Below are 12,783 nucleotides of genomic sequence, written 5' to 3' on the forward strand. Positions count from 1 at the left end.
TGTTAGTTGTTAGTGGATAGTGGATAGTTGTTAGTGGATAGTGGATAGTTGTTAGTGGATAGTGGTTAGTTGTTAGTTGTTAGTGGATAGTTGTTAGTCGCTCAAAAATATCACCAACCACCAACCACCAACCACTAACCATTAACCACTAACCATTAACAATTTATTAAACCGTTAGATACTAACTCTCGCACCCTCAGAGATTTTGGTATGTTCCAGCCAACAGCCAAGCTGTTTTGGGTTGGATTCATTTACCGAGAAAGATTGATGAGTCGAATTAATGGATTTGTAGGACGTCGTAATTTCTTGCTGGGTGCAGCTGGCTTTGCCACAGCTGGTAGCTTAATTTGGTATCAACAACAAACTTCCATACTACAAGCAGACGGTGCAGATGCAAATCCAGTGAATCCCCATCCAGTCACAGCTACAGAAGCTTTAAAGCGATTGCTGGAGGGTAACCAACGATTTGTAGAGCAAAAGCGTAAATATCCCGACCAATCAATGAAACGCGTGCAATCGCTGGCAAAAGGTCAGTATCCTTTTGCATCCGTATTAGGTTGTGCAGATTCTAGAGTTCCGGCGGAAATTATCTTTGACCAAGGGCTTGGGAATCTATTTGTGGTGCGTGTTGCAGGGAATGTCGCCAGTGATATGGCTATAGGAAGCTTAGAATACGCTACATCAGTTTTGGGTTCCCAACTCATAGTCGTTTTAGGTCACAAAAAATGCGGCGCTGTTATGGAAGCACTGCAAGAGAAGCCAGCACCTGGTAGGATTAGCTACATTGTTGAGGGAATCAGACCAGCTGTCGCAAGAGTTAGGCTCAGTAAGGGTGATGTTCGGGAGAATGCGATCGCAGCCAACATTAAGTATCAGGTGGAAAAACTACAGAGTAAATCGACGATTTTGGCTAACCTTATCCAGAAGGGAAAATTGCAAGTTGTAGGTGCTTGTTACGATGTTGTTACTGGTAAGGTGTCTGTTACAACATAATATTACTGTAGACTTTCTCGTAGAGTGGGCAATGCCCACCTTACACTACTTAAATTTTTTATAGCCTTTCTCAGTCTAATGAGGTACATCCCCCTTTCATCCCCCCTTAGTAAGGGGGGATGAAAGGGGGGTAATTTTTGTACCTCACTAGGTTGAAATTTGCTATATAAAAAATTTAGGATTTTTATAGATGTACTTAAACTGTTGCAATATTAAAACGTACAAAATCATTTTTAAGTTGCTGAAAATCTGCTTTTAGTTACTACTATTGAGAGATATACCCTAAATGTTTTCTAATGCCCAGACAATCCATTCCCCGCATAGAATATCTAAGAGTCAAAAACTACCGAGCACTGCGTGACTTAGAACTCAAAGGAATGACTCCCCTCACTGTATTCTTAGGACCCAATGGCAGTGGTAAATCAACCATTTTTGATGTTTTCGCCTTTTTATCAGAATCTTTTACGGTCGGCTTGCGTAGAGCCTGGGACAAACGCGGACGCTTTAGAGAACTCCGAACACGGGGTGCTGATGGACCTGTTGTCATTGAATTAAAATATCGTGAAAAGCCTGGTTTACCTATCATTACTTATTATCTAGCTATTGACGAAGGACCTAAAGGACCATTAGTAGCAGAGGAATGGTTGCAGTGGAGAAGAGGCCAGACTGGCAAACCTTTTAAATTTCTTGACTTTCAAGAAGGTGCAGGACGAGTCATTACAGGCGAAAGACCAGACGAACAAGATGAAAGAGTATTTGAGGAGCTAAACTCTTCTGACCTGCTTGCTGTTAGTACTTTGGGACAATTTTCTAAACACCCTCGTGTCAGCGCATTACGTAATTTTATTAGTGGCTGGTATCTTTCCTACTTAACAGCAGACAACGCCCGCAGTATTCCAGAAGCAGGACCTCAGGAAAGATTATCACCTACAGGAGATAATTTACCTAATGTCATTCAATATCTCAAAGAACAATATCCTGAACGGTTGGAACATATTCTTAATACTTTATCCCGTCGCGTTCCCCGTTTAGAAAGAGTAGATGCAGAAATGATGCAAGATGGGCGGTTATTGCTGCAAATTAAAGATGCTCCTTTTCAGCAACCTATACTTGCTAAATTTGCCTCAGATGGCACACTCAAAATGTTGGCATATCTAACTGTATTGTATGACCCAGAACCACCTCAACTTATTGGAATTGAAGAACCAGAAAATTATCTACACCCGCGTTTATTGCCAGAATTAGCAGAAGAATGTCGGGCAGCTTCAGCTAACACTCAATTAATGGTAACAACCCATTCCCCCTTCTTTACTGATGCTCTCAAATCAGAAGAACTGTGGGTATTGTACCGGGATGAACAAGGTTATACACAAGCAAAACGAACTGCGGATATGCGGGGAATTAAAGAGTTTATGGAACAGGGAGCTACTTTAGGATCGTTATGGATGGAAGACTATTTTGAAGTAGGCAATCCCTTAATCAATTCTGGTGGACAAAAGAATAAAATTAGGAGCAACTAATTTGCACATTGAGGTTTTAGTTGAAGAGCTATCGATGAAAGAAGCTCTCCAAAATTTACTACCTAAAATCTTGGGAGAAGTTAACAGTTTTGATATTCATCCTTACCAAGGTAAACGCGATTTACTATCCAAATTACCTCAACGTTTAAAAGGATACAAATCTTGGTTGCCAGACGATTACCGAATTGTAGTTTTGGTTGATGAAGACCGGGAAGATTGTAAGGCCTTAAAGGAAAAATTGGAAGGAATAGCTCTTGATGTAGGCTTTAGCACTAAGAAGTCCGTTAGTACAGGTCAGCAATTCCAAGTTCTTAATAGAATAGCCATCGAAGAACTAGAATCATGGTTTTTTGGAGATATGGATGCTCTCATTAATGCTTATCCTAAAGTATCATCCAATATAAAAAATCAAGCAAAATATCGCGATCCAGACGCTATTACAGGCGGTACTTGGGAAGCTCTAGAAAAAGTGCTACAAACAGCAGGCTATCATAAAGGAGGTATAGAAAAGACAAGAGCAGCGCGAGAAATATCGCTACATATGAACCCATCAAATAATCGTTCTAGAAGTTTCCAAATATTCTACGATGGCTTGTTAAAAATAATAGCATGAGCACGTAGCATCGCAGAGCGCTCTGTGAAGCCATTCTTTTGTAAATCAATTGGACAACCACTCGTGAATCTCAACCTCAAGCCACAACACCTCCAAACCATCTACTCACAAGCCGAAACCACTTATCCAGAAGAGTGCTGCGGTCTGCTGTTAGGTTCCCGAACCGACAAAAACAAAACAGTACTAGAAGTCATACCAACAGAAAATGCTTGGTCAGAGACATCAGACCCCTTTGGAGATAGTACAGCAACCAAACAACGAAGGTACACGATCGCACCCCAAGTCATGCTGCAAGTGCAAAAAGATGCACGCGATCGCAATCTTAACATCATAGGTATTTATCACTCCCACATCAACAATCCAGCACATCCCTCAGAATTTGACCGTCAGCTAGCTTGGCAAGAATACTCATATGTCATTGTCTCCGTCATAAATGGCAAAGCGGTTGACATAAAAAGTTGGATATTAGACGATAATCATCAATTTCAGCCAGAAGCAATGGAAACAGGGAGTCCCAAAGAAGAATAATTGTAATGTTTTATGCACCAGTCTTCACTCACCACTCCCCAATGTCACACAATTTTCGATAGGATAATAAGTCCGCGCTTCCTCATCAAACTGTTATGCTTAATCCCAATCTGGATGAAGTCCAGCTAACAAGAGAAGAATACGAAAGGTACTCCCGCCACCTCATTTTGCCGGAAGTGGGACTGGAAGGACAAAAACGCCTGAAAGCTGCTAGTGTTTTGTGTATCGGTACTGGTGGCTTGGGTTCGCCACTGCTATTGTATTTAGCAGCCGCAGGGATCGGACGCATCGGTATAGTTGATTTCGATGTTGTTGATACCTCCAATCTGCAACGCCAAGTCATTCACGGTACGTCTTGGGTTGGTAAACCCAAGATTGAATCAGCAAAAGCTCGCATCCAAGAGATCAATCCCCACTGTCAGGTAGATTTATATGAAACTCGCTTGACTTCGGAAAATGCTCTCGATATTATCAGACCCTACGATATTGTCGTAGACGGTACTGATAACTTTCCAACACGATATTTGGTCAATGATGCTTGTGTATTGTTAGATAAACCCAACGTTTACGGTTCTATTTTCCGTTTTGAAGGACAAGCTACAGTCTTTAACTACGAGGGTGGACCGAACTACCGCGACCTTTATCCAGAACCACCACCACCAGGAATGGTTCCTTCTTGTGCAGAAGGCGGTGTACTGGGAATTTTACCAGGGATCGTTGGTGTTATCCAAGCTACGGAAACTGTCAAAATTATTCTTGGTAACGGGACTACTTTAAGCGGGCGATTATTGCTGTACAATGCCCTAGACATGAAGTTCCGGGAATTGAAGTTGCGTCCCAACCCAATTCGCCCGGTCATTGAAAAACTCATAGACTACGAGCAATTCTGCGGTATCCCACAAGCCAAAGCACAAGAGGAGAAACAGCAGATGGAAATACCAGAAATGACAGTGCAAGAGTTGAAGGAATTGCTAGATAGCAGCGCAAAAGATTTTGTGTTGCTAGATGTCCGCAATCCTCACGAATACGAAATAGCCAAAATACCCGGTTCTGTTTTAATACCGTTACCAGAGATTGAAAACGGTGAAGGAGTCACTAAAGTACGAGAATTGGTGAACGGTCATCGATTGATCGCCCATTGTAAATCGGGTATGCGTTCCACAAAAGCCCTCAATATCCTCAAAGAAGCAGGAATTGAGGGGACAAATGTAAAAGGTGGTATTCTTGCTTGGAGTAAGGAAATAGATCCATCAGTACCGAGTTATTAAAATCAACCACCAGACGCAAAGGACGCCAATAACTCCTTAGCGCCTTTGCGTCTTTGCGTGAGCTTTTTTATTTAGAAAATGGAAAACAACACGGGAACCACAGCACAACCGCGCATTTTATGGTTGCAAGTCTGCAGTTTGGCAGGAGTGCAGGGGGCAATTACGCTGAGTTGGCTGATTTATGCGTTGTACTTGCCCCGACTGTTGGCAGGATTTGGGTTTCCTGAATTTTTAGCAGTATGGGTGCTGATTGTGGAGAATGCCTTAGCAGTGGTGATGGAACCACTATTTGGTGCCCTTTCCGATAAAGCTAAGCATCGAATAGGAAGAAGTTTTCCCTTCATTTCAGTTGGTGTGATTCTCTCATCAGCATTTTTTATTGTAATTCCAACTTTGACAGTTTTTTTTCCACCTTCTGATGTCACGCGTATTATTTTGCTATTAGTCACGATCTCATGGGCAATGGCAATGACTGTATTTCGCAGTCCGGCGATCGCACTTTTAGGAAGATATGCTAAACCAGATGAGTTACCCTTAGCAGGAAGTGTGCTGACTTTGGCAGGAGGAATCATTGGTGCTTTCCGACCTATTGCCAGTCAGTTTATTTTAGGTTTGGGACCAATGCTAACATTTGGCATTGGTTCGTTTGTTTTGCTAGCCGCATCTACAATATTAAGATTTTTTAATCCTATAGAGAACCCTGTTGAGCGCTCCCAGACAAGGGCAACACCAGGAGAATTGCCACGGGCTTTAGCGTTGATTCTAGGAACAGGTGTTGGTGTAGCATGGGGTTCTCGACTGTTCGTGGATGCCTTAGGCAAGCTGTTAAAAATTCAACTGAATACTCAGAACATTGATGGCATGATGTTTATCATTAACCTTGCTTTAGCTTTTGCTGCGCTACCAGCAGGAGCGTTGGCGGTAAAGATAGGCAATCGCAAGGCAATGCTTGGTGGTATTGGTGCGATCGTTTTTTTGATGATAATACTGTTTTTTATAGGAGCACAGATGCCTCTTGTACTGCTTGGAGTCTGTGCATTTAGCGTAATTATCAATGGTGCAATTCCCTTTGCTTTGGGGTTAGTACCTCCTGCGTGGGGAGGATTGGGAGTTGGGATGTATTTTGCAGGCTTTGGTTTGACAGGTAGTTTGTTTGGGCTGGTGTTTCCAAAACCGCAAGAGATTGCGCCTGTGGTAGGGGTTGTTGGCGGCGTAATAGCTTTTTTGGTAGCGGGTGGCTGTGTTGTTTTGAGTTATAAAGGGCTGCGTACCTCCTAAGTCAATACTGCAAGTGACTCGAATTTTTGTAAGTTGGGCTTTCTCCGTAGAGAAACGCAACAAATGTCTGTAAATGTTGGGTTTCGTTCCTCAAACGCCACTTCACTCAACTCTAGGAACCAGAGCACGTGAATGGCTCCCCAACCTACGTGTTTTTGTATTTTTAGGTTTAACCGACAAGTATTGCCTCCTAAGTAATAAGTAATATTACTTTACATACTTCTTTTGACAGCAAACAAATCATCTTTTGTAACTAAGTCTTAACCCTTAGAATCGTCTGTTTAGGAGATATCTTGTGCTCAAAAAAGTTATATACTGATAGTATAAAAATGTTCTTATGACTATCCCAATAAGGAGGATCTTCATATGCTTGCTGTTGTTGCTTTCTTCGCTGCTTATGCTGCTCTATCTGCATACTTCATCTCAATTGTTGAGTAGTGCAATAAAACCCTGCTCCCTTGTATCGAATGTCATAGGATTGTACCCGTACTTGCTCTTAATGCTATCTTAATTATTGAGATTGGAAATAGCATCAGTAGACATTAGATTAAGGAAGCAAGGTTTGATATATTGTCTTCACTGGTCACTGGTCACTGTAAATTTACTGCTTTCATCTTCTTGACAAAAAGCAGTGACAACGCGATCGCGTCCTGACTGTTTGGCACAATATAAAGCGCTATCAGCTGCTTGAATAACTGCTCCTGGTGTTAAACCGTGCATTGGAAAAAGCGCGACTCCCAAGGATAGAGAAATTCTACTAAGTGACTGGTGACGGTATTGCAGATCTAAATGTTTAACACCTTCTCGTATTTGTTCGGCACGTTCGGAGCAAGTTTCTAAGGTAGTTTCTGGTAATACGATCAAAAACTCCTCACCACCATAACGACAAGCAATATCAGCTTGACGAACTTGTTGTTTGAGAAAGGTACCGAGTTCTCGCAAAACAGTATCGCCTGCTTCATGACCGTAAACGTCGTTGAAGCCTTTGAAGTGATCCACGTCCATCATAATGATACCTACGGAGTACTGTTTGCGTTCTGCTCGGTATATTTCTCTTTCTAAAAACTCATCAAGATAGCGTCGGTTGAACAAACTAGTTAGGGGATCGCGAGTACTTTGCTGTTGTAGTGCTTCGCGTAACTTTAAATTTGCAAGAGCAAGTGCGATATGTTCGGAAACTCTAGAGGCTAACTGTTGTTTTGATTTTGTAAATTTTCCCTGTTGTTGTGATGTTAAATATAACATCCCTAAAGCTTCTCCTTGCGCCATCATAGGGACACAAAGAGATTCACCGGAGCAATCCTCACTCATGTGGGTACACTGCAAACCACTGCATTTAGACTCTATAAAATGAGTACGTCCCCGCCTTAAACCCCAACATTCTTCAGGTGTAAACAATTTTTTACTAGATAATGTTGAGTTTCCCCAAGTTGTCACGGCTTCTACTAAATATTTTGAGGGGCTAATAATAAAAACTCCTCCCGACATATCAGGAAACAAGCATTGAACAAAATGAGCAATCACTTTGTATGCTTCCTCATTTTTCATACATGCTTGTAGAAAGTCGCTCATTTGACTCAGTAAAGCAATTTCATTGTTGCGAGTTTCGAGTTCTTTCACCCAAGAGGACAACTGTTCGTTAGCTTGCTTGAGGGCTGCTTCAGTTTGTTTGCGTTCTGTAATATCCCGATTAACTTCAATTGTTGCTGTAGGCTGACCTTGTTCATTGTAAAGCGGTACAACAACTTTTTCGCATATGCCCTCAGTGCCATCTTTGCGTGTAAAATTTATTTCACCAGTCCAGCGACCTGTATCTAAAGTCCGCTCTATGATTTTTTCGGTCACAACAGCAGAATTTTCTGACTTGTGGAGAACTTCTTGGGTTGCTCCCAGCGATCGCACTCTAGCATAACCAAACATTCTTTCTGCCGCACAATTGCAGTCAATAATATTACCAGATAGATCGGTAATAATAATGCCATCGGAAATATTTTCAAAAATACACGCCTGTTGTTTGAGAGTCGCTTCAACTAATTTGCGCTCGGTAATATCTAGAACCTGAATTATAAAGTATAAGGCAACGCCCTGGACATCCCGCACTAGAGAAGCACTTAAAAGAACCCAAACCACATTTCCCCACTTGTGGATGTATCGCTTCTCAAGGTTGTAATGGCGAACTTCACCATTTAATAATTGATTGTTATAGTTAAAATTGAGATCTAAATCGTCTGGATGGGTAATAGCTTGAAAAGTTGTGGACAAGAGTTCTTCTTTCGAGTATCCAGTAATTTCACATAAAGCTCGATTCACCTGTAGCCACCGACCGTCTATTGCCATGATTGCCATTCCAATTGCAGCGTAATCAAAAGCACTGCGAAAGCGTTCATTACTTTCTCGCAGAGCCTCCTCCACTCTTTGACGTTCTGCAATCTCGTGTTCTAATTCTTGGTTGGCTGTTATTAGCTGTGTCAAGTTGGGAAGAGCAAGAGCTTGAGGCATTGCTTGCACAAGCAATACACCTGTCACAAGTGAAATAGCAGCTGTTATTGCTTTGAGATAGCCTGACAACCAGTATACTGGATGCCATAACGTCCAAACTTCTATAAGGTGCGATGTCCCACAAGTGACAATGAACGCACTAAATAGATAAAATACCCAGTGGAAGGGCAAATCTTGCCGCTTGTAAGCAAAATAAAGCAGGGTAATAGAAATGGAATAATAGGCAAGTGCAATTAAAGAGTCAGATACAGCATGCAGCCACACCAACTTTGGTATCCAAAGATAGCAATGTCCGTGGGGGATAAACTGCATCATTATTAATTGAAAAAAATTTGGCATAATATTTACTCGACTTTCTCCTAATTTCCCCTAATCCATCGGTCAAACTCTTTGCTGGAAATGTCATAACACTCACAGGCAATTGTTTCCAACTCAAGCCGATTTAAAATTGTTATCTCACCGCGCTCGTAATCAATCAGCCGCAAGGCACGTAGTTTTCTGGCTACTGTCCCGACACTGGCACGGCGTACACTCAATATTTGGGATAAAGATTCCTGAGTGAGTGGAAACTTATCTTTTCTCATACGGTCGTGAATCATTAACAGCCAACGACACATACGCTGTTCGACTGAGTGTAAAATATTACAAGCAACGGATTGAGCAATTTGTACGATTAATACGTGCGTGTATCGCAGGAGAATATCTTGTAGTAGGGTTTTCTCGCGCACGGCTGTGTTAAAGATATCTGTACGCATTCGCAAAGCCTCCCCAGGAATCTGAACAACTGCTCTCAGAGGTGTCGTTGGGATTCCCAAGGCTATAGAAATACCCACCATCCCTTCATAGCCTACTAAACCCACTTCAGCTTGAGTCCTATCTGCCATTGTCGTCAGTAGAGAAACAACACTATCAATTGGGAAGTATACGTAGTCTATAGATCGTCCGGGTTGAAACAGAACTTGCTTGAAACTAAGAGAAACAGTTTCCAGATGAGGAAGTAATTTTCGATAATCCTCATCGGGCAGTACCGATAAAAGTCTATTGTAGGTTGGTGTTTGAACTGTTTTAGCCATTGGGAACACTATGAGTTACATCGGTATATCCGCATCAAATACAGTGCCATTACATATTCGAGTCAAATATGATGCATTTAATTTTCTGTATTTAATTTAAATAGAGTAGCAATATATCACTTTTTATCAGTTATTTATGCTACTCATTGTGCTCAGACATTTCTTTGGCACGGACATATTGATGTCAACTGAGAATTGATGAATTAATATAACTGAAATTTCATGAACGCTAGCGTACAACAACACCGTACAGAATTTACACCAACTTTGCTCTCCAATACCCAAAACCAGTACCAGTGGCACAAAGAAGCGGGGATCGTTGATTTTTGAAATGTATAAATTCTTTATATTTTCTTAGAAAACGGAATATGACTGGGTCACATTATTTCTATTAGTACTTTCTACTTATATCATCAATTGTATTTGTTCTTCCCTCCCAACCAGGAAAATTCAGAGGCATAAAATATGCAGCTAAAATTCAGCAAGATAGAGTTTTTATTGCTAAACCAATCATCTGGAATCAAAGGAAAAATTCAATAGTATCGTAATTATTTTTCTACGCATAAAAATAATTAACTGGTCACTGGTCACTGGTCACTGGTCACTGACAAAAACATACATTCCCAAACAAGACGAGGTTGGGCGTAGCTAAGTAAGGATTTGCGAGCTTGTTCTAACTGTTCAATAATTCTTGGTTGACGCCATTGCTCCCAGTAAGATTGTTGTAAATAATCTACTAACCATAATTGGGCTTCCGTGTCTAAATTCTTATCAATTTGTCTGGCTAATTCCAAAGCTTCACGATAAGATGAAGGGAATTTTGTAACGGCTTGCAAAATCTCGTTGGGAATAGCTTGCAATTGCTGATAGGATGCGATCGCATCTCCCGGACTACCAGATGCAACGCTAAAGACAACCGGATGTTGCAGAATATCCCTATGTCCCGTTTGTGTCAAAACCTCAGCCATAGCCGTTCCATTCAGTCGGTAAAAAGGAATGCGCTGACAGCGAGATACAATTGTAGACAAGACAGATTCTTGTGTTGGTGCAATTAAAATCAGCGTTGCGCGTCCTGGTTCTTCAAGGGTTTTTAGTAAAGCGTTAGCGGCTGCTTCAGCCATTGTTTCTGCATGCTCTAACACCACAATCTTTCTAGATGCTTCCAAAGGGGGACGACTGAGAAATTCAATAATTTGCCTGACTTGTTCGAGACGAATCACGGGTGGTGCTTTGCGCTTCAGCCCCTTTTCTTCCGCTTCTTTTGATGTCAGACGTTGACCCTGATGTTGATAAGTTGGTTCCACCCAAAGTAAATCGGGATGGTTCCCCTGACGTATGCGGTTTTGATTTGAGTCAAAGAGCAGTTGCACAAAACACCTTGCAGCTAAACTCCTTCCGATTCCATTCGGACCCACAAATAAGTATGCTGGAGCAATTCGTTGTTTGACTACAGCTTGTGTTAATAATTCGACTGCTTGTGGTTGTCCTATAAGCGGTGAAAATGAGTCCATGATTTGTGATAATGAGTAACTGGGTCAATTGTTAAGCTAAACGAGCAATAAACAGGTTTTATTAATTATGGTTCAACCAGCAGAAACCGTTAAAATTTTTCAAAAACAGTCAGAGTTTAAGACCTACTCAGCAGGTGAAGTTATTTTTACCGAAGGTGAATATGGCGAACATATGTATGGTATTGTAAGTGGAGAGGTAGACTTATACGTTGATGGCAAAGCTGTTGAGACCATACAGCAGGGAGATGTTTTTGGAGAAGGAGCCTTAGTGACCCCAGAGCGTACAAGAGCTTCCACTGCTATTGCCAAAACCAATTGCGAGCTTGCATTTATCAACCGACAAGGCTTTCTCTTTGCTGTTCAAGAAACCCCTATTTTTGCATTGCAAGTCATGCGGAGCTATTCAGAACGCTTGCGACGTTTTAAGCATCCGGTTGGTAGTTAAACTGATTTGTGCAAACAATATAAAAACTCTGGACTTCTCGTCCAGAGAAAATAGTGAAATTTTTAGCTTGGTAGTTTATTGGTAAGTTACTGGTGGTTGGATGTAGCTACTATCTGCACCATTGTAAGATGGCTGACTCAGTGCGTAGCGATGCTCTGGAATTGGGTAACCAGCCTCTCCAAACGCTTCACGAATGACTTTGTTAGTATCAAAATAGACTTGCCAATAGTGCGCGTTATTGCAATAGGGGCGCACCGCTAGCAAAGGACCGGCTAAATTGAACTCCAAAATCTCTACATCTGGTGCTGGATTGCTGAGAACGTTGGGAATTTGGCTCACTCTGTCTTTTAATAATTGGATCGCTTCTTGATGATTGACAGTGTGATGGAGTTGAGCAACTAAGTCAACGCGGCGGTAGGGATTGGCTGAAAAGTTTTGTATGTTATCGGAGAAGATTTTATTGTTGGCGACAATTGTTTGTACATTGTCAAGTGTATCGATTGAGGTGGTGAACAGTCCAATTTCTGTTACAGTACCTGTAACACCTGCAGCGCTGATAAAGTCACCGACTTTAAAGGGTCTAAAGATAATTAAGAATGCACCTGCTGCAAAGTTTGCTAATAATCCACCCCAAGCCGCACCAATCGCAACACCTGCGGCTGCTAACAATGCTGCAAAAGAAGTTGTCTCAATTCCAAAGAAACCAAGAAGTGCAACAACTAGAACAATTCTTAGTGTTACACCAATGATATTGGTAAGATAGCTAACAATTGTCGGATCGACGTGCTGGGTTCTAAAACCGCGTTTTAACAGTTTTAGTGCAAAATCGATTAACTTCTGACCAACAAACCACAGCGCGATCGCACCCAAAAGCTTGAGTCCGAACTCAGTTAATAGTTGGAGTGTAACTCGACTAATCTGATTCAGATCCATATAGTTATTTTTGGTGTTAGAGATAAGGGATACAACGAGGTATCAAAAATATTCTATGAATAATATATAGCAGTCCTATTTAAGTTGTAAAAATTATTAACCGCAAAGACGCAAAGAACAGA

The 12,783-nt window shown here is 41.5% G+C and carries 11 protein-coding genes; 7 read left to right on the forward strand and 4 right to left on the reverse strand.

All coding sequences use genetic code 11. The features are described from left to right. The first annotated feature begins 267 nt into the window (after positions 1 to 267). The 6 genes from F7734_RS43735 (at position 268) to F7734_RS43760 (ending at position 6,200) form a co-directional block, all read left to right on the forward strand. The gene (locus F7734_RS43735) at positions 268 to 993 is read left to right on the forward strand and encodes a carbonic anhydrase (protein WP_155750660.1); all 726 of its coding nucleotides are present in this window, start codon (positions 268 to 270) and stop codon (positions 991 to 993) included. A 296-nt stretch (positions 994 to 1,289) separates the two neighbouring features. Beyond that, positions 1,290 to 2,513, forward strand: a complete 1,224-nt coding sequence (locus F7734_RS43740; protein ID WP_155750632.1) for an AAA family ATPase — start codon at positions 1,290 to 1,292, stop codon at positions 2,511 to 2,513. A gap of 1 nt (position 2,514) precedes the next feature. Beyond that, positions 2,515 to 3,126: a DUF4276 family protein gene (locus F7734_RS43745; RefSeq protein WP_155750633.1), complete on the forward strand. Its 612-nt coding sequence runs from the start codon at positions 2,515 to 2,517 to the stop codon at positions 3,124 to 3,126. A 24-nt stretch (positions 3,127 to 3,150) separates the two neighbouring features. Continuing rightward, positions 3,151 to 3,654 (forward strand): M67 family metallopeptidase, encoded by a 504-nt coding sequence (locus F7734_RS43750; protein WP_347566388.1) that lies wholly within the window; start codon positions 3,151 to 3,153, stop codon positions 3,652 to 3,654. Between the two features lie 95 nt (positions 3,655 to 3,749). Further along, on the forward strand, positions 3,750 to 4,922 hold the full coding sequence (moeB, locus tag F7734_RS43755; RefSeq protein WP_155750634.1) for a molybdopterin-synthase adenylyltransferase MoeB: 1,173 nt from the start codon (positions 3,750 to 3,752) through the stop codon (positions 4,920 to 4,922). Positions 4,923 to 5,000: 78 nt separating this feature from the next. Beyond that, on the forward strand, positions 5,001 to 6,200 hold the full coding sequence (locus tag F7734_RS43760; protein WP_155750635.1) for an MFS transporter: 1,200 nt from the start codon (positions 5,001 to 5,003) through the stop codon (positions 6,198 to 6,200). Between the two features lie 576 nt (positions 6,201 to 6,776). Here F7734_RS43760 and F7734_RS43765 read toward each other — a convergent pair. The 3 genes from F7734_RS43765 to F7734_RS43775 form a co-directional block, all read right to left on the reverse strand. Next, the gene (locus F7734_RS43765) at positions 6,777 to 9,038 is read right to left on the reverse strand and encodes a diguanylate cyclase (RefSeq protein ID WP_155750636.1); all 2,262 of its coding nucleotides are present in this window, start codon (positions 9,036 to 9,038) and stop codon (positions 6,777 to 6,779) included. Between the two features lie 20 nt (positions 9,039 to 9,058). Beyond that, entirely contained in the window at positions 9,059 to 9,772 is a 714-nt protein-coding gene (locus F7734_RS43770) for a Crp/Fnr family transcriptional regulator (protein ID WP_155750637.1), read from the reverse strand. Positions 9,773 to 10,359: 587 nt separating this feature from the next. Further along, complete coding sequence (locus F7734_RS43775; RefSeq protein ID WP_155750638.1) at positions 10,360 to 11,283, reverse strand: DNA polymerase III subunit delta'; 924 nt, start codon at positions 11,281 to 11,283, stop codon at positions 10,360 to 10,362. A gap of 67 nt (positions 11,284 to 11,350) precedes the next feature. Between F7734_RS43775 and F7734_RS43780 the strand changes: the two genes are divergently transcribed. After that, complete coding sequence (locus F7734_RS43780; RefSeq protein WP_155750639.1) at positions 11,351 to 11,728, forward strand: cyclic nucleotide-binding domain-containing protein; 378 nt, start codon at positions 11,351 to 11,353, stop codon at positions 11,726 to 11,728. A gap of 75 nt (positions 11,729 to 11,803) precedes the next feature. Here the strand turns inward: F7734_RS43780 and F7734_RS43785 are convergent, their stop codons facing one another. Continuing rightward, entirely contained in the window at positions 11,804 to 12,661 is an 858-nt protein-coding gene (locus F7734_RS43785) for a mechanosensitive ion channel family protein (protein WP_155750640.1), read from the reverse strand. Between the last annotated feature and the right edge of the window lie 122 nt (positions 12,662 to 12,783).

This window comes from Scytonema sp. UIC 10036 (genome assembly GCF_009725235.1).